This is a genomic window from Actinomadura sp. GTD37 (assembly GCF_041951365.1).
Taxonomy (GTDB): Bacteria; Actinomycetota; Actinomycetes; order Streptosporangiales; family Streptosporangiaceae; genus Spirillospora.
Genome location: NZ_JBGNUS010000004.1, coordinates 511,427 through 530,374 on the forward strand (window position 1 = coordinate 511,427; position 18,948 = coordinate 530,374).

The following is an 18,948-nucleotide window of genomic DNA, read 5'->3' on the forward strand; positions in this document are numbered from 1 at the left end:
TAGAGATGAGCAACCCGTTCGAGGACCCGGACGGCACGTACACCGTCCTCGTCAACGACGAGGGCCAGCACTCGCTGTGGCCGTCCTTCGCCGAGGTCCCCGCCGGCTGGACGGTGGCCAAGGACGAGGACACCCGGCAGGCGTGCCTGGACTACATCAACGAGAACTGGACGGACATGCGGCCGAAGAGCCTCATCGAGGCCATGGGTGAGTGAAGGCGTCTGGGGGCCGCCCCCAGGAGACGGCGCTCTGGAGATCCCCTCGGTCACCGAGTGGGAGATGGAGATGCGGGACGCGGCCGACCTGCGCCCCGCGCCGCTGCCCGGCGTCGAGATGACGTTCACGCTGGCCGCGCTGCCGTCCGCCGACGTCAGCCGCGCCCTGTACGCGACCGTCGGCTCGCGCGTCTGCTGGACGGACCGCTTCCCGTGGACGTACGCGCAGTGGCGCGCCTGGGTCGAGCGGCCCGAGCTGAGCACGTGGATCGCCATGGCCGAGGGCACCATCGCGGGCTTCTTCGAGATCGAGGCGCAGCCCGGCGGGGACACCGAGATCCACCTGGTGGGCCTGACCCCCGCGTTCGTCGGCCGCGGCTACGGCGGCTACCTCGTCGAGCAGTGCGGCCGGCGCGCCTGGCAGCGCGGCGAGCTGTGGGCCCTGGACGCGGGGCCCGCGTCGCGGGTGTGGCTGCGCACGAGCAGCCTCGACCATCCGAACGCGATCGCCACCTACCGGCGCCGGGGCTTCAAGGTGGCCGCGGAGAGCACCGCGCCCAAGCTCGTGCCGGACCCGAGGGTCGCGCCGTGGCCGCTGCCGGACGACCCGCGCCGCGCCTCCCGCCGGTACGAGGAGGAGTTGATCACGTGACCTGGTTCCGCTGCGCCGAGACGCGCCCCTGGGCGTCGATGCGGCTGTTCTGCCTGCCGCACGCCGGCGGGTCGGCGGTGTTCTACCGCCCGTGGGCGAAGGAGGTCAGCCCGGCCGTCGAGGTGCACGCCGTCCAGTACCCGGGCCGCGCCGACCGGATGGCGGACGCGTTCGTCACCGACGCGCACCAGCTCGCCCGCCTGGTCGCCGGTGCGATGGCCCCGCTGATGGACCGTCCCGCCGCGCTGTTCGGGCACAGCATGGGCGCCGTCCTCGCCTACGAGGTGGCGCGGCTGCTGCAGGAGCGGGGCAGCGCCCCCGTGCACGTGTTCGCGTCCGGGACCCGGCCGCCGCACGACCGCGGCGGCGAGCGCCGCGTCTCCGACCTCGACGACGACGGCGTGGTCGACGAGATCATCGAGCTGGGCGGAACCGACGCCGAGGCGTTGCAGGAGCCGGAGTTGCGCGAACTCGTCCTCCCGTACGTCCGCAACGACTTCGCGCTCATCGAGAACTACGCGCACCGCGAGGACGGGACGCGGCTGGACGTCCCGCTCACCGCCGTCATCGGGGACTCCGACCCGCACGTGTCCGAGGAGCAGGCGCGCGGCTGGGCGCGGGTCACCGGCGGCCGGTTCGCGCTGAAGGTGCTGCCGGGCGGCCACTTCTACCTGACGGACCAGCAGGCCGCGGTCATCGCCGAGATCCACCGCACCCTCGAAGTGCCCGCCTGACGCCCGCCGGGGCCCGGCACGGCGGACGGGCCGCCCCCACGGATCCGGATGGGGACGGCCCGCCTCGCGCGGTGCCGTTTCAGCTCAGTGGAGCCGCGGGATCAGTACACGCTCAGCCCGTAGCGGGAGAGCGGCTCGGTGACGGGCTGGAAGAACGTCGTCCCGCCGGAGGAGCAGTTGCCGCTGCCGCCGGAGGTCATTCCGAGCGCGGTGGACCCGGCGAACAGGGAGCCGCCGCTGTCGCCCGGCTCGGCGCACACCGTGGTGCGGATGAGGCCGCTGACGCTGCCCTCCTGGTAGTTGACCGTCTGGTTGAGCGCGGTGACCTGGCCGCTGTGCAGGCCGGTGGTGCTGCCGCTGCGGTACACCGTCTGCCCGACCGCGGCGTTCCCGGCGCTGGTGATGTCGCGGGTGCCGCTGTAGAGGCTGACGGTGCCCTGCGTGTCGGCGGGCGCCGAGGTGTACTGCACGACCCCGTAGTCGTTGCCGGGGAAGCTGCTGTACACGGTGCGGCCGAGCGTCTGGCCCGAGCTGTCGGTCCAGGTCGTGCCGATGTTGGTGCAGTGCCCTGCGGTGACGAAGTAGTACGTGCTGCCGGACCGGACGTTGAAGCCCAGCGAGCAGCGCGCGCCGCCGGTGTAGATGGCCTCGCCGCCGCGGGTGAGCTTCTGGAACTTCCCGGCGACCCGCTCGGTGCGGACGGCCGCGCCCTGCTCGGCGGCCGCCGCCTTCACCTTCGCGAGCCCGGCGCCCTTGACCGTGCTGTCCATGGTCAGGAGCACCTGGTTGGTCGCCGCGTCCACGGCCCACGCGGTGCCGGGGACGGTCGCGTCGTGCTTGAGCGCCGCCATGACCTTCTTCAGGTCGGCGCCGCTGCGCGCGACGGTCTGCGGCACGGCGCCGGCGGCGCGCACCGCCTGCGCGGCCTGCGCGGACGTGACGGTGACGACGAGCTTGCCGCCCTTGAGGTAGGAGCCGGCGGACTGGGAGCCGAGCTGGTGCGCGATCGCGGTCGCGACCTCGCCGGGTGCGGCGGGCGCCGCGGGCGCCGCCGGTGCCGCGGACGCGGCGGGAGCGGTGGCGAGGGTGGCGGCCACCAGGCCGGCCGCGACCGTGGTGACGGCGGCGGCGCCGACGCGCCTGTGACGGTTCTTCACTTGTGCCTCCAGCGGGGGGGTTGGCGCACCCTTGTGGTGCGCCGGAGGTCCTGGACATGGTGTAAGAACCGTCAATAAGGATGTAAGACGCAGAAGGTGCCTAATTCGGGACGGCGTCGTTGTCATCCTGCGAGTCCGCCCGTGGTCATCCGGGCATGCGGGACTCCCGGCCCGCGAACCGAACGCGATTATGTTTCGGGATGCGGCCGGTATGTTCCGGGCCCGGCCTCCGGTACCGGACGTCCGATGGGCCTCCCCGGCGCGCCGGACCCGTCGTACAGTCGAAGGCGACGGGGGGCCGGACATTCGACGCGGATCCCCCGCTCCCGGTTCCCCGGCACGGGAGTGCCCATGGGTGTCGAGATCCGGGTGGAAGGGCTCAGGAAGTCGTTCGGGCGGCAGGTCATCTGGGAGGACGTGTCGCTCACCGTCCCGGCGGGGGAGATCTCCGCGCTGCTCGGGCCGTCCGGCACCGGCAAGTCGGTGTTCCTGAAGAACCTCGTCGGGCTGCTGCGCCCGGACCGGGGCCACGTCTACGTCGGCGGCGGCGACGTCCCCCGGCTGCGCGAGAACGAGCTGTACGAGATGCGCCGCCGGTTCGGCGTGCTGTTCCAGGACGGCGCCCTGTTCGGCTCCATGAACATCTACGACAACATCGCCTTCCCGCTGCGCGAGCACACGAAGAAGGGCGAGTCGGAGATCCGGCGCATCGTGCTGGAGAAGATGGACATGGTGGGCCTGACCGGGGCGGAGGAGAAGCTGCCCGGCGAGATCTCCGGCGGGATGAAGAAGCGCGCCGGGCTCGCCCGCGCCCTCGTCCTGGACCCCGAGATCATCCTGGCGGACGAGCCGGACTCCGGCCTCGACCCCGTCCGCACCGCCTACCTCAACCAGCTGTTCGTCGACCTCAACACCGAGCTCGGCGCCACCTTCCTCATCGTGACCCACGACATCGGCACCGCCCGCGTCCTGCCGGACAACCTCGGCCTGCTGTTCCGCCGCGGCCTGGTCATGTTCGGACCGCGCGAGATGGTGCTGTCCAGCACGCACCCGGCGGTCAACCAGTTCTTCAACGCGCGCCGCCAGGGCCCCATCGGCATGGCGGAGGAGAAGGACGCCGCCGACGTCGCCGCCGAGCCGCCGGGGCCGCCGCCGATGCCGGCGCCGATCCGGCCGCAGCTCATGCCGAGCGACGGCCGGATGCGCCCCTCGATGCGGCGCCCCGGCGCGTGGCTGCGCGACCACCGGGTCACCCCGCCGCCGGGCTCGTTCATCGACGAGCAGGGCCGCGACTGGCTGACCGAATGGGACGCGCTGGTCGCCCAGCGCCAGCGGCGCCCGTAGGCCCGGCCCCGTCCCCGGCGGCCCCGGCGGGGGAGAATGGCGCGGTGACGCTCCTGCTGAACCGTTCCGACCTCGCGGCGCTGCTCGACCCCGCCGAGTGCCTCGACGCGCTGCGCCGCGGATTCACCGCGGCGCAGGACGGGACGGCCGCGCGCCGGGTGGTCGCGCCGCTGCCCGGCCAGGGCGCCGCCACCGCGCTGCTGCCGGGCGTGGTCGAGGGGATCCCCGCCTACACGGTGAAGGTCAACGCCAAGTTCCCCGGCAGCCGTCCGGCGCTGCGCGGGGTCGTCTGCCTGCACGACCTCGGCACCGGCGAGCTGCTCGCCCTGCTGGACTCGGCCACCGTCACCGCGTGGCGCACCGGCCTGGCCGCCGCGCTCGGCACCCACGCGCTCGCCCGTCCGGACGCCGGCGCGGTCGCGGTGATCGGCGCGGGCGCGCAGGCCGAACTCGTCCTGCGCGGCCTGCGCGAGCTGCGGACGGTGCGCGGCCTGACCGTCTGCGACCTGGACGCCGGCCGCGCCGCCGGCTTCGCCGACCGGCACGGCGCGCTGCTCGGCGTCCCCGCGTCGGTGGCCGCGGACCCGCGCGCCGCCGTCCGGGACGCCGGGATCGCCGTCCTGGCGACCTGGGCGCGCCGCCCCCTCCTGCACGCCGCCGACGTCGCGCCCGGGACGCACCTCACCTCGCTCGGCGCGGACGAGCCCGGCAAGGCGGAGCTGGGCGCCGACCTGCTGGAGGGCGCCCGCGTCGTCGTCGACGACGTCCCGCTCGCCGTCGAGATGGGCGTGCTGGCCGGCGCGGGCCTCGGCGTGAAGCACGCCGCCGGGACGCTCCGCGACCTGCTGCGCGGCCAGGTCCCGGGACGGGTGAAGGCCCGCGAGGTCACGGTCTACGCGCCGGTCGGGCTGCCCTGGCAGGACCTCGCGCTGAGCTGGACGGCCTACCGCGCGGCCCGCGCCGCCGGCGCCGGCGCCCGGTTCGACCTCCTGGCGTGACCCGACGGCCGTCCCCGCCGCCGTCGCGGCGTGCTCACCGCGCCGGACCTCGCGCTAGACCTCCAGCGTGTCGAGCAGCGGGACGAGCCGCTCCTCCTCCCGGTCGAGGTGCGCCTCCAGCGCGCCGGTGAGCCGGTCGACCTCCGCGAGCAGCGAGGCGGGCCCACCGGAGTCGAGGACGCGGCGCAGCTCGTCCAGCAGCGCCTTGATCGTCTCGTGCTCGTCCCGCAGCCGGGCCAGCTCCGGCGCGAGCCGCGGATGGCGCCGCTCCAGGAGCGGGAACAGCTGCTGGTCCTCGCCCAGGTGGTGGTTGCCGAGCCCCTGGCACAGCGACAGGCAGTTGATCCGCAGCTGCGCGCCCACCCCGGCCCCCGACGCGGCGACCTCCGCGCGGATCAGCCGCAGTTCCCGGCGGAACGCGTCGTGCACCGCGACGAGCATGGCGCCCGGCGTCTCGGGCCCGCCGGGCGGCCCGGCCACCAGCGGGACCAGGGCGACGACGGGCAGCGTCCGCCCCGACCGGATCTCGTACTCGCCCCATCCGGGCTCGGCCTCGACCGCCCGCGCGAACGCGGCGTCGCGCTCGGCGCCCGCCAGGACGACCGCGTCCGCCTCGTACGTGAAGTCGCCGCTCTCCACCGTCACCCGCGGACGGGCGACCAGGTTGTGGAACCACGCCGGGTTCTTGGGCGAGCCGCCCGCCGACGCGATGACGAGGACGCGCCCCACGCCGTCCGGCAGGTAGCCGAGCGGCGTCGTGTGCGGGGCGCCCGACCGCGCCCCGGTCGTGGTCAGCAGGAGCAGCCGCCCGCCCTCGAACGGGCCGCCGACCCGCCCGCCGTTGGCGCGGAACTCCTCGATGACCTGGGTGTTGAAATTCATCAGTCTCCTGAACTGTTTTCGGGCATGCCGAAGAAGCCATGGAAGCGGCAAGCGACCATGACCGGGGAAATGGCGGGGAAGGGCATGCCGAAACGACGGGCATGCCCGTTGACGTCGCGCGAGGCGCGTGAAGAGAAATTAAGGAACGCGAGTGGAAAAGGCGGGCCGCGTGCCCGCCCCGGCCTCACTCGGAGGCCGGGAACCTCACTCGCTCGTGGCCCAAGGCCGACCCGGCAGTCACCTTCCGCACATTACTGAACTCCGCGATCCGCCGCAAGATTCACCGTTCTTCGCGGTGGGCCACGGCGGCGGCCTGGGTGCGGCTGGTGACGTTCAGCTTGGCGAGGATGTTGGACACGTGGACGCTCGCCGTCTTCGGGGAGATGAACAGCGCCGCCGCGATCTCGCGGTTGTTGCGCCCCTCCGCGACCAGCTTCAGGACCTCGCGCTCGCGTCCGGTGAGGGCGCCGAGCGGGCCGGACGGCGACCGGCGGGACGCGGCGGGCGCCGCGCGGCCGGCGCCGCCGAGGCGGGCGCGGGCGCCGAGGTCGCGCAGCACCCCGAGCAGCGGCTTCGCGTCCAGGCGCTCGGCGATCGCGAGGGCCGACCGCCACTGCGCCGCCGCCTCCTCGCGGCCGCCGTTCTCGGCGAGGGCCTCGGCCAGCCGCCACCGGGAGCGCGCCACCTCGTAGGCGAACCCGCCGTCCGGGTCGCCGTAGGTGAACAGCTCGGCGGTCCTCCGCCACAGCTCCACGTCGTGGACGCCGTCGACGCGCCGCCGCTCGGCCTCCGCGCGGGCCAGCCACCCGAGCCCTTCGAGCCCGAGCCAGGCGCGCGGCTGCCCGTCGGTGTTGACGGCGACGACCGCTCTGGCGGTCCGCAGCAGCGCGTCGCCCGCCTCGGACGCGGCGCGCACGGCCGCCTCGTCGCCGGCGGCGCGGGCGCGGGACGCCCGCTCGGCCTCCGCCCACAGGCCGGTCGCGGCGATGCGGATCGCGCCGGTGCTCTCGACGTAGACGGTGTCGAGGACGCTCCCGACGTGCTCGGCCGCGGTGTCGGGGTCGCCCCGCCAGAGGGCGTGCTCGGCGGCGAGGCCCCGCGCGACGTAGTTGAGGAAGTTGTCCCGCCCCCACAGGGGCGCGATCCACCGCAGCCGCTCGTCCACGGCGGGGGAGCCCTGCGCGACCTCCACGAACAGCGCGTACGCCGACACCTGCGCCTCGTGCGGCCGGACGACCGGGACGGCGAAGTCGGCGGCCAGCCGCTCCGCCTCCGCCCAGTTCCCCGACGTGTAGTGGATCAGGTACCGCAGCGAGCGCAGCACCGTCCCGAACGTGCTCCAGCCGAGCCCGTTGTCCAGGGCGAACTTCACGCCCTCGTCGGCGGCGCGGACCGCGCCCGCGAGGTCGCCGCGGTCGAACTTCGTCCGCGCGTAGTGGAACGCGGCCCGCATCGCGCTCATCGACGTCTCGCCGTCCGCGGCGGCCAGGTCGCGGGCCTCGGCGAACACCTCCGCGACGCCCGTGTCGGCCTCCCGCGACTCCCGGTACAGGCCGAGCGTCACCAGCAGGCTCGACTCGGCGCCGGTCGCCCCCGCGGCCCGCGCCTCCTCGACGGCCCGCTCCGCGAACGCGGGCAGCTCCCCCTCGGCGTCCCGGTACAGCAGCGTCCGCGCGTAGGTCGCGAGGGCGTAGGCGCGCTCCTGCGTCGGCGGTTCGGCGGGCAGCATCGTGAACGCCTCGCGCGCCACCGCCTGCGACTCCGCGTCCTCGTCGATATCGCCGAGATAGGACGCCAGGTGCTCGCGGATCCGCGAGCCGAGCAGCACGTCCGCGGGGTCGGCCGCGTCCAGCAGGCGGCGCAGCCGGTGCACGGCGCGGCGCAGCTCCCCGGCCCGCGCGGACGCCTGCGCGGCGGTCAGCGACAGCCGCAACCGGTCCGTCCCGGCGGCCTCCTCCGGGCCGGGGACGGCCTCCCACAGCTCCAGCGCCCGCTCGTAGTGCTCGAACGCCTCCGCCGGCGCGCCCAGCCGGTCGGCCTCCCGCCCCGCCCGGACGGACGCGGCGAACGCGGCCGGCAGATCGTGCGCGGCGAGGCTGTGGTGGGCCAGCTCCGCCGCCGACCCCCGCGTCCCGTCCGGCAGGCCGGCGAGCAGGCGGGCGAAGTCGGCGTGCAGCCGCGTCCGCTCGCCCGGCAGCAGGTCGGCGTAGACGGCCTCGCGCAGCAGCGCGTGCCGGAACGTGTACCCCGCGCCGGACGGGACGAGCAGCTGGTGCGACACCACCTCGCGCAGCGCCTCGCCGACCGCGGCCTCGTCCAGCCCGGAGACCCGGCGCACCAGCTCGTCGTCGACGCGGCGCCCGGCCACCGCCGCGACCCGCACCACGCGCTGCCCGCCGGCCGACAGCCGCTCCACCCGCGACAGCAGCAGGTCGGCGAGCCCGGACGGCAGCTCCGCCGCCCCGTCCCGCAGCTCCGGATCGGCCGAGTACAGCTCGCCGGCGTAGAAGGGGTTGCCCTCCGACCGCCGGTGCACGCGCTCGACGACCTCCGCCGTCACCGGCGCGGCGCCGCGCGACAGCTCCGCGACGTACTCGGCGGTCTCGCCGGGCCCGAACGGCGGGACCTCCACCCCGGCGACGTTCGGCAGCCGCAGCAGCTCCGCCACCACCGGGCGCAGCGGATGCCGCCGGTGCAGGTCGTCCGCCCGGTACGTGCCGACGAGGCAGACCCGCTCGCGCTGCAGGACGCGGCACAGGAACGTCAGCAGGTGCCGGGTCGACCGGTCGGCCCAGTGCAGGTCCTCCAGGACGAGCAGGACGGGCCGGTCGCGGCCCAGCTCGCCGAGCAGCCCGAGCACCGCGCCGAACAGCTGCTGCTGGCCCAGCTCCGACGCCGCGCTCGGGGCGCCGTCGCCGTCCGGCAGCAGGCCCTTCAGCACCGGGCGGGCGTCGAGCGCCGCGCGGACCTGGTCCGCCTCCGGGGCGCCGGCCTGCGCGGCCGTCCACAGCGCGTCCGCGAGCGGCAGGTACGGCATGCTCTCGCCCAGCTCCGCGCACTGCCCGACGAGGACCGCGCAGCCCTGCGCACGGGCGGCGCGGGTCAGCGCGGACACCAGATGGGACTTGCCGACGCCGGCGTCGCCGCTGACCAGCACGGCGCCCGCGCCGCCCGCGGCGGCCCGCTCCAGCGCGGCGCTCAGCTCCGCCAGTTCCGCCGCTCTGCCGATCAGCACCCCGCTCATTCCGTCGAGTATCCCATCGGACCGGACATGGACGGGCCCCGGATCCGGGGAGGGAACCGGGGCCCGCCGGGGACTGTCGCGGGGTCAGACCAGGGCGGGGGTCCTGCCGGGCTCCGGCTCCGCCGCGTCCTCCGCCGTCGCCTCGGGCTCGGGCTCCGGCTCCGGCTCGGGCAGCACCTTCTTGTACGCGCGCAGCGTCTCGGCGGCGATCCGCTCCAGCGAGTACCGGGACCGGGCGCGGTCGGCGGCGGCGATCGAGTACCCGTGCAGCGTGGTCTCCTCGGCCAGCAGGTGCCGGACCGCCCGGCCGATCACGACCGGCCGTCCCGCCGGGACGTGCAGCCCGGTGATGTGGTCGAGCACCTCGTCGACGTGCCCGCCCGCCGGGGTCGCCACGACGGGGACGCCGCAGGCCATGGCCTCCAGCGGGACCGACGGGGACGGCTCGTGCGGGGCCAGGCAGAGGGCGAGGCTCGCGGTGCGCAGCAGCTTCGGCAGCGCCTTGCGCGGCAGCCGGCCGAGGAAGATCACCCGGTCGGCGACGTGCAGTTCCTTGGCGAGCAGCCGCAGCCGGTGCACGGCCTGGTCGCTCTCCAGATCCTCGCGCTCCGGGCCGCCGGCGACGGTCAGCTCGGCGTCCGGGACGTGCACCAGGGCGCGCATCGCGGTCGCGACGTCGCCGGCCTCCAGATCGTCGCAGACCATCACGAGGCGGGGCCGGCCGCCGTGCGGCATGGCCGGGCCGACCTGCGCGAACTGCTCGCCGTCCACGCCGTAGGGGACGACCGCGACCGACGGGCGCGGCACGCCCATCCGCACGACCTGGCCGGCCTCCTCGGCGTGCCCGACGAGCACCAGGTCGGCGTCGCGGCCGATGGCCTTCTCCAGCCGGTCGCGGTGCGGGTGCACCCGGCGGCCGGCGCGGCGCTCGGACGCGGCCACGCCGTGGTAGCTCTGCGCGAACGGGATGCCCAGCTCGCGGGCGACGGCACAGGCGGCGAGGCCGCCGATCCAGCCGTGCGCGTGCACGATGTCGGGACGTCCGGCGCCGCTCCAGCGGCGGCGCAGCCCGTCCGCGAAGTCGCGGATGTGCCGCAGCAGCTCGTCGTCCGAAAGCGGGCGCGCGGGCCCGGCGTCCAGGTGGACCAGGGTGGCGCCCGGCGCGAGCCGGACACGGCCGCGGGCGGACTTGTCCTCCCGCCGCGCGTACACCGTGACCTGGCTCGGCTCTCCGTCCGACGTGAGCGGACGGGTGAGCGAGCGAGCGAGATCCCGGACGTGCACTGACTGCAGGTGCTCGCCGTCGAGGTCGGAGGCGGACACCAGAGCGATATTAAGCGGGCGATTCATGACGGATCCTCCGGGACATCACAGGGGAAGCACGGAGGTATCTGCGTCGTAGACACCTGCTCGGCCAGTTTCATATCCGCGGGGGCGCTCCGTCAAACCTGGCGAAAGCGCATCCGGCCCGTCCAGGACCCAACAAACCACCACTGGCCTGCGGGAATACTGGACCAGATGAACGATGATCCGCTCTGGTACGTGGCCTACGGCTCGAACCTCTTCCGGGAGAGGTTCCACTGCTACCTCGCGGGCGGGCGGCCCCGGGGGAGCGCCCGCCATTACACCGGCTGCCGCGATCCGCGGCCCGCCCGCGCCGTCTGCTCGATCACGGTCCCCGGCGGCATCTACTTCGGGCACACCTCCCTGACCTGGGGCGGCGGAATGGCCTTCTACGACCCGGACCTCCCCGGCCGGGCCGCCGCCCGCGCCTACCTGCTGACCCGGCGCCAGTTCTGCGACGTCCTCGCCCAGGAGATGCGCCGCGGCGCGGGCGCCGACCACGACCTCTCCGAGGCCCTCGCCCGCGGCCGCCAGAGCCTCGGCCCGGGCCGCTACGAGACCGTCCTGAAGGTCGGCGAGCGGGCCGGCCGCGCCATGCTCACCTTCACCTCACCCGCTCCGGCGCCTCCAAACGCGCCCACGGCCCCCTACCTGGCCATGCTCGGCAACGGGCTGCGGGAGGCGCACGACTGGACCGCCGCCCGCGCCGGCTCCTACCTGGCCGGACGTCCCGGCGCCCGCGGCGCGTGGACCGCCCGTGCCATCGCCGCCCTCCTGGACTAGGTTCGACCCCATGAACGTCGGTGACGTCGTTGACGACTTCGAACTGCCCGACGAGACGGGCGAACCCCGCACTCTCGCCGCCCTCCTGGAGAAGGGGCCCGTGGTCCTGTTCTTCTACCCCGCCGCCCTGACCCCCGGCTGCACCGCCGAGGCCTGCCACTTCCGCGACCTGGTCGCGGAGCTGGCCGAGGTCGGCGCCCACCCGGTCGGCATCAGCGCCGACCCCGTCGCCAAGCAGAAGGAGTTCGCCGACAGGCACGCCTTCGGCTACCCCCTCCTGTCCGACCCGTCCGGCGAGGTCCGCGCCCGCTTCGGCGTCAAGCGCGGCCTGGCCCTCATGCCGACCAGGCGCCGGACCTTCGTCATCGGCACCGACCGCCGCGTCCTGGCGGTCGTCAAGAGCGAGGTCCGCATGAACACCCACGCCGACAGGGCCCTGGAGGCCCTCCGCGCGCGTTAGCGGACGACGGGGAGGTTGACGGTGGACGCCAGGCCCGGGGTGTGGAAGATCTCCTGGTCGGCCGTCAGCATCTCGGTGGCGGTGCCGATGGGCTCGCCGGTGCCGGGGTTGCGGGCCACGCGCGGGTAGGCGCCGCTCGCCACCTGCACGCGGATGCGGTGGCCGCGGCGGAAGCGGTGGCCGGCCGGCCACAGTTCGACGGCGACGTGCCGGACGCCGTCGGCGTCCGGTTCCGGCGTGCCGGGGACGAGGCGGCGCATGCCCTCGCACAGGTTCAGCGACTCGCCGTCCGGCGTCACGTCGCAGAGCCGGACGACGAAGTCGGTGTGCTCCCGGTTCGAGCGGATGTGCAGGTCGGCGGTGACCGGGCCGATGATCTCCACGTCGTCGTCCAGCACGGCGGAGGTGTAGGTGAGGACGTCCCGGCGGCGCTCCAGGCGCTTCTGGTCGGTGGACGGGCGGCTCTCGCCGAGGAGCGTCGGGCCGCCGAGGAACGGGGTCGGGTGGTTCGGGTCGTAGCGGTAGGCGTCCGGCTCCGACTCGGGCGGGGCGTCGGGGGACAGGGCGCCGGCGGGGTGCAGGTGCCAGCGCTCCTCGCGCATGCCGGGGACCGGCCAGTCGGGGAACTCGCGCCACTCGTCGGCGCCGGTGACGAACAGCCGGACGGGCTGCTCCCGCAGGTCGGACGGGTCGTCCAGCAGGTGGGCGCGGAACCAGCGGATCGAGTCGGCGACCGAGCCGCGCATCATGTGCTGGTCGGCGTGGAACCAGGGGCCGATGGTCAGGTAGGGGCGGCGGCCGGCGGCGCGCAGGGCCGCGTAGTCCTTCATCTGCCAGGGCAGGAAGATGTCGTACCAGCCGCCCGTCATGTGCACCGGCGCGGTGACCTTGGAGACGGTGGGGCTGAAGTCGCGCTTGTCCCAGAACGGGGTGTCGGGGCCGTTGACGAGGAGGTCCTGGAAGAAGCGCTGCTGCCCGCCGGTCGCGAGCCGGTCGAGTTCGGCGATGGGACGTCCGGACAGCGTCGCGCGCCGGGCGCGGCGCGGCGACATGATGCCGGTCGTGATGCCGGACAGGGAGTTCTTCATCCGCGCGGTCAGGTCGACCCAGATGAGCGCCGACTCCAGCGCGAACGTGCCGCCGACGTTGACGGCGTCCCGGAACGTCGAGGCGGTGACCTGCATCGACAGGGCCTTCAGCTCGGGCCCGGCCTCGGCGGCGACGGCCCACTGCACGTAGCCGAGGTAGCTCGGGCCGTGCATGGCGAACGTGCCGCCGAACCACGGCCGCGACTTCAGCCACTCGATGGTGGCGAGCCCGTCCTCGCGCTCGTCGAGGGCCTCGAACACGCCGCCGGACCCGAACCCGCCGCGGACGCTCTGCACCACGGCCTGGAACCCGTGCGACGCGAACGCCTGCCCGCACATCAGCCCGAACGGCCCGCGCCGCCCGTACGGGGAGCGGACGAGCACCGTGGGCGCCCTGTCGACGTCCACCGGGGCGTACCGGTCGGCCAGCAGCGTCACGCCGTCGCCGGTCGGGACTTCGAGGTCCCGTTCGACCGTCACCCGGTGGGGGCCGTTCCGCAGTCCCAGCGCCGTGACCCCCAGCCGGCGCATCATTCCCACGCCTACCACCCGTCCGATCGTAATCGCCAGGACGGCCGAACCCGCGGCCACAACTCCGTGATGTGCCTCGCAGCACACCGGGGCTTCACTACGATCGTGGACGCATAGCACGGCAAATCGGGATCTTGCGGGCAGCCGCGGAGGGAGCGTCACACACCTCATGGGTCATCTGGGCGATCTGAGCTGGGAACGGGTCATCGTCGCCGCCATCGTCATGGCGGCCGCGCTGGCGATCGCCGTCCTCCTGCGGCTGCTGACCGGCCGGCTGTTCCGCCGGGCGGGCGACACCCGGTGGACCTGGGACGACCTGGCCGCCCGCCTCATCCGGGACCTGGCGATGCCGCTCGCGGTGCTGCTCGGCCTGTGGGCGGCGGCGAAGGTGCTGGAACTCCCGCGCGGCACCCTGGACGTGGCCGCCAGGGTGCTGACGGCCGTGACGATCCTGGTGGTCTCGCTGGCGATGGCGCGGCTGATCGCGGCGTCGGTCACCTCGATCGCGCTGGCCCGGCAGGGCGTCGCCGCGAACGTCACGATCTTCGCCAACATCACCCGGGTGATCGTGCTCGGCATCGGCGTCCTGGTGATGCTGCAGAGCATCGGGGTGTCCATCACGCCGATGCTCGGCGCGCTGGGCGTCGGCGGTCTCGCGGTGGCGCTGGCGCTGCAGGACACGCTCGCCAACCTGTTCGCGGGCGTGCACGTCCTCGCGTCCAAGACGATCGAGCCCGGCGACTACATCAAGCTCTCCAGCGGCCAGGAGGGGTACGTCGTCGACATCAACTGGCGCAACACCTCCATCCGGACGCTCTCCGACAACATCGAGGTCATCCCGAACCAGCGGTTCTCTGACACGATCCTGACCAACTACCACCGGCCCGCGCAGGACATGTCGGTGATGGTGTACGCGAAGGTGCCCTACGAGGTCGACCTGGACGAGGTGGAGAAGCTCCTCACCAGGGTCGGCCACGACGTCATGAAGGACGTGCAGGGCGGGGTAGAGGACGCCAACGTCCTGGTGCGGTTCGACGACTTCAACGACGCCTCGGTCGGCTTCCACGTGATCCTGCGGTCCAGCGAGTTCGGCGACCAGTTCGCCATCAAGCACGAGTTCCTCAAGCGGCTGCACCGGACGCTGCGCGAGGAGGGCGTCGCGCCGCCCTACTGGCAGCACCGCGTGATCGTCGACGAGCGGTCCCGCGCGAACGGCGTCCCCCACAGGGACGAACTCGCCCTCTGACCGTCACGGCCGCACGAGCGGCATCATCACCTCGTCCACGACCGAACGCACGTAGTCGTCGTCGAGCGGGCCGCCCTCGACGAGGTTGTGATAGACGATCACGGCCTGGCCGACGTTCGCGACCTGCCTGGTCGCCGCCCCGGGGCGGATCTCGCCGCGCTCGGCGGCCCGCAGCAGCGCGTCGTACACCAGGTCCCGGACGGGCTGGGACAGCCGGTCGCGCACGACCTCGTGCACGATGCCCTTGCCCGCCTCCGTCTCCTCCTTCAGCACCTTGAAGGCGGCGCCCCGGCAGGCGACCAGCGTGTCCCGCGTGCAGCCGAGGATGGCGAGGAGGTCCTCGCGCACCGTGCCGGTGTCGGGCGCGGTGGGCGTCTCGGGCAGGACGTGCTTGAGCGCGTCGGAGATCAGCTCGTCCTTGGACTTCCACCGCCGGTAGAGCGCGGCCTTGCCGGTCCGGGCGGCGGTCGCGACCCCTTCCATGGTCAGCTTGGCGTAGCCCACGGCCTCCAGCTGCGCGAACACGGCGTCGAAGATCGCCGACTCCAGGTCGCCGCCGCGGCGGCGGGTGGCCGGGGTCACGGCGCGCCCCCCAAAATAGTGAACGCTGGCGTTCTCTTTCTGGTCGATCGGTGGTACGTTCCCCGCATAGTGTACTTCGCCGTTCCTTATCTCGGGAAGGTTCGCCTGTGACCGCGTCCAACGAGCGGACGGCCGCACCCCCGGAGTTCGCCGCTCCGGGGGGAACCGCCGCCCACCATCATCGCCCAGGAACCGTCCTCGCCGTCATCGTCGGCTGCCAGCTCATGATCGGCCTGGACACCTCGGTCGTCACCATCGCGCTTCCGGAGGTGCGGCAGGGGCTCGGCCTGTCGACCGGGAGCCTGGCCTGGATACAGAACGCCTACATGCTCGCGTTCGGCGGCCTGCTGCTCCTCGGCGGGCGCGCCGGGGACGTGTTCGGCCGCCGCCGCGCGTTCATCGCCGGGGTCGCGCTGTTCACGGCCGCGTCCCTGCTCGGCGGCCTGGCGGAGACGGGCTGGTGGCTGCTCGCCGCCCGCGCCGGCCAGGGCGTCGCCGCCGCGGTCGCCGCGCCGAGCGCGATGGCGCTGATCGCGCAGCACTTCGAGGGGCCCGCCCGCGTCCGCGCGCTGAGCGTCTTCTCCGCGGTGACCGGCGCCGGCGCCGCCGCCGGCATGGTCGCCGGCGGCGCGCTGACCGAGGCCGGGTCCTGGCGGTGGGTGTTCTTCGTCAACGTCCCCGTCGGCGCCGTCCTGCTGCTGGCCGCGCCGCGCGTCCTCGCCGAGACGCGGCGCCGCCCCGGCCGGTTCGACCTCGGCGGCGCCGTCACGTCCACGCTCGGCATGACCGCGCTCGTCCACGCGCTGATCCGGGCCGGGTCGGACGGCTGGGGCGACGGCCGGGTGCTCGCCGCGTTCGGGGCCGCCGCCGTCCTGCTGGCCGGTTTCGTCGCGATCGAGACGCGGGTCCGGCAGCCGGTCATGCCGCTGTGGCTGCTGACCGGTCGCGACCGCGCCGCGTCCTATCTCGGCCAGTTCCTGCTGACCGCCGCGATGTTCGGCGCGTTCTTCTTCCTCACCCAGTACCTGCAGCAGGTTCTGCACTACGGGCCGCTGCGCGCCGGCGCGGCGTTCCTGCCGATGGTGGGGATGCAGTTCGCCGTCGTCCGGCTGGCGCCGCGCCTCATGGCCCGGATGGGCGCCCGCCCGCTCGTCGTGGCGGGTGCGGTCCTGCTCACCGCCGGCCTGCTGTGGCTGTCGCGGCTCTCGCCCGGGGACGGCTACGCCGCCGGGCTGCTCGTCCCGTTCCTGCTGATGGGCGCCGGAGGCGGACTGTCGGTCATGCCGCTGAACGCGACGATCCTGGCCGGCGTGGAGCCCGCGCAGGCGGGCGCGGCGTCCGGGGTGGCGCAGACGATGCTGTGGACGGGCGGGTCGCTGGGCTCGGCGGTCATGGTCACCGTCCACGGTTCCGCCGCGTCCGGCGGCGACATCGTGCACGGCATGGACGCGGCGTTCGCGACCGGCGCCGTGTTCGCCGCCGCGGCGCTGGCGGTGGCCGTGCTCGTCCTGCGCGTCCCGCGGTGAGTCAGGCGGACGGGGGAGCGGCGTCGTCGAACCAGGCGAGGAACTCGGTGTCGCCGAACATCCGCGCCGTGTCGGCGGCGGACGGGGAGCCCGCGCGCGGGTCCGCGCCCGCGTCGAGCAGGGCCCGCACCACGTCCGCCTCCTTCTTGAACACCGCGCCCGCGAGGGGGCGCTGGCCCTTGTCGTTCGCGCGCTCGGGGTCGGCGCCCCGCGCCGCCAGGGCCCGGACCGTCTGCGGGTGGCCGTGGTAGGCGGCGAGCATGAGCAGCGTGTCGCCCCGGTCGTTGCACAGGTTCACCGGGACCCCGGCCTCGACGTAGGCGACGAGCCGCCCGGTCTCGCCGGCCCGCGCCATCTCGAACATCCGGCCGGCGAACGCCTCCTGGTCCGGGTCGGCGCCGGCCATGACCGGGACCGGGCTGTCCGCGGTGAGCAGCCCGCCGAGGCTGTCCTCGCCGTAGGTCAGCCGCTTCTCCAGCGAGACCAGCGCGCCGTCCTCGGGGAACGAGCGGAACCGCACGTCGTCCGCCAGCGACCGCATGATCAGCAGGCCGCGGCCGTGCTCGGCGGACGGCTCGGGCCGGGGCACCCGCTCGGCGTCGAACCCGGCGCCGGAGTCGATCACCTTGATCACGCAGCGCCGGTCGTGGATCGTGACGCGCACGGTGTAGTCGGCGCCGTGCTCGGCGTGCTCGATCACGTTGGTGCACGCCTCGGTGAGCATCATCTCGATGTCGTCCCGGATGTGGTCCTCGACCCCGAGTGCGGTGAGCGCCGCGTCCAGGAGCCTCCGGGTCGCCGGGACGCTCGCGGCGTCCCGGGGGAGAAGGAGGTCCAGGCTGATTTCCACATCATCTCCGTCCGTCACCATGAATCGTGCCCTTTCGGTCACGCTCAAACCTGTGCCGGACGGCGGGCGGTCAGGGGGAGCCGGCGGGGCGGGGCGCGTAGTCGTCCACGTACTCCTGCCCCGACAGCCCCTGGATCGCCTCCATGATCTCGTCGGTGACCTGCCGGGCCGCCTTCCCGCGCGGGACGCCGTCGCCGCGTCCGCGGAAGTCCATCGGCGGGCCGATGCGCAGCCCGATCCGGCCCGGTTTCGGGACGGCCCGGCCCCGCGGCTGCACCTTGTCCGTGCCGATGATCGCGACCGGGACGACGGGCGCGCCGGTCCGCATCGCCAGCCGCGCCACGCCCGTGCGGCCCCGGTAGAGCCGCCCGTCGGGGGAGCGGGTGCCCTCGGGGTGGATCGCGAACGCGCCGCCGCGCTCCAGCACGGCCGCGGAGCTGTCGAGGGCGTCCAGCGCCGCCCGGCCGCCGGACCGGTCGACCGCGATGGCGCCGACGCCGCGGAAGAACGTCGCGGCGGCCTGGCCCTTCAGCCCCGCCCCGGTGAAGTACTCGTGCTTGCCGAGGAAGTGGACCCGCCGCGGCACCATCAGCGGCAGCACGAACGAGTCGAGGAACGCCAGGTGGTTCGCGGCGAGGATCACCGGGCCGAGCCGCGGGACGTGCCGCAGGCCGCTCACCGCGGGCAGGAACGCGACGCGCATCGCGGGTCCCATGACGACGTACTTCATCAGCGGGTAGACAAGGCGTTCGGGGTCCATGTCCGAGAAGGCTATGGGGCGCGCGGTCCCCGGCGCGGGTGGGGCCCGGTACAAACCGGAGCACCCGGAACTTGTAGGCCCCCGCACTGGCGGCCGATAGGTTGTGTGCAATTAAATTGGAGACAACTTAAGGAGCGCGCATGGACATCCACTACACCGCCGTGGCGACCGCCGGCGGACGCGACGGCAGGGCCGTCACCTCGGACGGCCGCCTCGACCTCGCCCTCGCCGTCCCGCGCGAGATGGGCGGCGGCGGGGACGGCACGAACCCCGAGCAGCTGTTCGCCGCCGGCTACGCGGCCTGCTTCGCCAGCGCCATCAGCGCCGTCGCCCGCGGCACGAAGCAGGACGTCCGGGACGTGTCCGTCACCGCCGAGGTCGGCATCGGCGGCGACGTCGAGAGCGGGTTCGGGCTCGCCGTCGTGCTGCGCGTCGAGCTGCCCGACGACCTGGAGGACGGCCGGGACCTGGTGGAGCGCGCCCACCGGGTCTGCCCCTACTCCAACGCCACGCGGGGCAACGTCCCCGTCGAGCTCGTCATCGAGTAGCCGC

The 18,948-nt window shown here is 74.3% G+C and carries 18 protein-coding genes; 10 read left to right on the top strand and 8 right to left on the bottom strand.

Annotated features, from left to right (window positions below; genetic code table 11):
- Window positions 1-5: 5 nt before the first annotated feature.
- Genes ACA511_RS23870 through ACA511_RS23880 form a run of 3 tightly spaced genes read left to right on the top strand, consistent with a single transcriptional unit; the run spans window position 6 to window position 1,601 of the window.
- The gene (locus ACA511_RS23870) at window positions 6-215 is read left to right on the top strand and encodes an MbtH family protein (RefSeq protein WP_375026796.1); all 210 of its coding nucleotides are present in this window, start codon (window positions 6-8) and stop codon (window positions 213-215) included.
- Entirely contained in the window at window positions 208-867 is a 660-nt protein-coding gene (locus tag ACA511_RS23875) for a GNAT family N-acetyltransferase (protein WP_375026797.1), read from the top strand. The genes ACA511_RS23870 and ACA511_RS23875 overlap by 8 nt, the downstream gene beginning before the upstream one ends.
- Complete coding sequence (locus ACA511_RS23880) at window positions 864-1,601, top strand: thioesterase II family protein (RefSeq protein ID WP_375026798.1); 738 nt, start codon at window positions 864-866, stop codon at window positions 1,599-1,601. The genes ACA511_RS23875 and ACA511_RS23880 overlap by 4 nt, the downstream gene beginning before the upstream one ends.
- A gap of 101 nt (window positions 1,602-1,702) precedes the next feature.
- Here the strand turns inward: ACA511_RS23880 and ACA511_RS23885 are convergent, their stop codons facing one another.
- Window positions 1,703-2,758 (bottom strand): S1 family peptidase, encoded by a 1,056-nt coding sequence (locus ACA511_RS23885; protein WP_375026799.1) that lies wholly within the window; start codon window positions 2,756-2,758, stop codon window positions 1,703-1,705.
- 351 nt (window positions 2,759-3,109) lie between these two features.
- Between ACA511_RS23885 and ACA511_RS23890 the strand changes: the two genes are divergently transcribed.
- Both ACA511_RS23890 and ACA511_RS23895 read left to right on the top strand, forming a co-directional pair.
- On the top strand, window positions 3,110-4,102 hold the full coding sequence (locus tag ACA511_RS23890) for an ABC transporter ATP-binding protein (RefSeq protein ID WP_375026800.1): 993 nt from the start codon (window positions 3,110-3,112) through the stop codon (window positions 4,100-4,102).
- Window positions 4,103-4,146: 44 nt separating this feature from the next.
- Entirely contained in the window at window positions 4,147-5,100 is a 954-nt protein-coding gene (locus tag ACA511_RS23895) for an ornithine cyclodeaminase family protein (RefSeq protein WP_375026801.1), read from the top strand.
- Window positions 5,101-5,154: 54 nt separating this feature from the next.
- Here ACA511_RS23895 and ACA511_RS23900 read toward each other — a convergent pair whose 3' ends face one another.
- The 3 genes from ACA511_RS23900 to ACA511_RS23910 all read right to left on the bottom strand — a co-directional run bounded on the left by ACA511_RS23900 (window position 5,155) and on the right by ACA511_RS23910 (window position 10,549).
- Entirely contained in the window at window positions 5,155-5,982 is an 828-nt protein-coding gene (locus ACA511_RS23900; protein ID WP_375026802.1) for a nitroreductase/quinone reductase family protein, read from the bottom strand.
- 280 nt (window positions 5,983-6,262) lie between these two features.
- On the bottom strand, window positions 6,263-9,226 hold the full coding sequence (locus tag ACA511_RS23905) for an AAA family ATPase (RefSeq protein ID WP_375026803.1): 2,964 nt from the start codon (window positions 9,224-9,226) through the stop codon (window positions 6,263-6,265).
- A gap of 84 nt (window positions 9,227-9,310) precedes the next feature.
- Window positions 9,311-10,549, bottom strand: a complete 1,239-nt coding sequence (locus ACA511_RS23910; RefSeq protein ID WP_375026804.1) for a glycosyltransferase — start codon at window positions 10,547-10,549, stop codon at window positions 9,311-9,313.
- A gap of 195 nt (window positions 10,550-10,744) precedes the next feature.
- On the opposite strand from ACA511_RS23910, the gene ACA511_RS23915 reads away from it, so the two are divergent.
- Entirely contained in the window at window positions 10,745-11,353 is a 609-nt protein-coding gene (locus ACA511_RS23915) for a histone deacetylase (RefSeq protein ID WP_375026805.1), read from the top strand.
- A gap of 10 nt (window positions 11,354-11,363) precedes the next feature.
- Window positions 11,364-11,813, top strand: a complete 450-nt coding sequence (locus ACA511_RS23920) for a peroxiredoxin (protein ID WP_375026806.1) — start codon at window positions 11,364-11,366, stop codon at window positions 11,811-11,813.
- Here ACA511_RS23920 and ACA511_RS23925 read toward each other — a convergent pair.
- Window positions 11,810-13,450, bottom strand: coding sequence for a CocE/NonD family hydrolase (locus tag ACA511_RS23925; protein ID WP_375026807.1), 1,641 nt, complete (start codon window positions 13,448-13,450; stop codon window positions 11,810-11,812). The genes ACA511_RS23920 and ACA511_RS23925 overlap by 4 nt on opposite strands.
- Window positions 13,451-13,601: 151 nt before the next feature.
- On the opposite strand from ACA511_RS23925, the gene ACA511_RS23930 reads away from it, so the two are divergent.
- On the top strand, window positions 13,602-14,678 hold the full coding sequence (locus tag ACA511_RS23930; protein ID WP_375026808.1) for a mechanosensitive ion channel family protein: 1,077 nt from the start codon (window positions 13,602-13,604) through the stop codon (window positions 14,676-14,678).
- Window positions 14,679-14,681: 3 nt separating this feature from the next.
- Here ACA511_RS23930 and ACA511_RS23935 read toward each other — a convergent pair whose 3' ends face one another.
- The gene (locus tag ACA511_RS23935) at window positions 14,682-15,260 is read right to left on the bottom strand and encodes a TetR/AcrR family transcriptional regulator (protein WP_375026809.1); all 579 of its coding nucleotides are present in this window, start codon (window positions 15,258-15,260) and stop codon (window positions 14,682-14,684) included.
- A gap of 107 nt (window positions 15,261-15,367) precedes the next feature.
- Between ACA511_RS23935 and ACA511_RS23940 the strand changes: the two genes are divergently transcribed.
- The gene (locus ACA511_RS23940; protein ID WP_375026810.1) at window positions 15,368-16,786 is read left to right on the top strand and encodes an MFS transporter; all 1,419 of its coding nucleotides are present in this window, start codon (window positions 15,368-15,370) and stop codon (window positions 16,784-16,786) included.
- Window position 16,787: 1 nt separating this feature from the next.
- Here ACA511_RS23940 and ACA511_RS23945 read toward each other — a convergent pair whose 3' ends face one another.
- Window positions 16,788-17,636, bottom strand: a complete 849-nt coding sequence (locus tag ACA511_RS23945; RefSeq protein ID WP_375026811.1) for an ATP-binding protein — start codon at window positions 17,634-17,636, stop codon at window positions 16,788-16,790.
- A gap of 70 nt (window positions 17,637-17,706) precedes the next feature.
- Window positions 17,707-18,396: a lysophospholipid acyltransferase family protein gene (locus ACA511_RS23950; RefSeq protein ID WP_375026812.1), complete on the bottom strand. Its 690-nt coding sequence runs from the start codon at window positions 18,394-18,396 to the stop codon at window positions 17,707-17,709.
- A 140-nt stretch (window positions 18,397-18,536) separates the two neighbouring features.
- Between ACA511_RS23950 and ACA511_RS23955 the strand changes: the two genes are divergently transcribed.
- Window positions 18,537-18,944: an organic hydroperoxide resistance protein gene (locus tag ACA511_RS23955; RefSeq protein ID WP_375026813.1), complete on the top strand. Its 408-nt coding sequence runs from the start codon at window positions 18,537-18,539 to the stop codon at window positions 18,942-18,944.
- Window positions 18,945-18,948 lie beyond the last annotated feature (4 nt).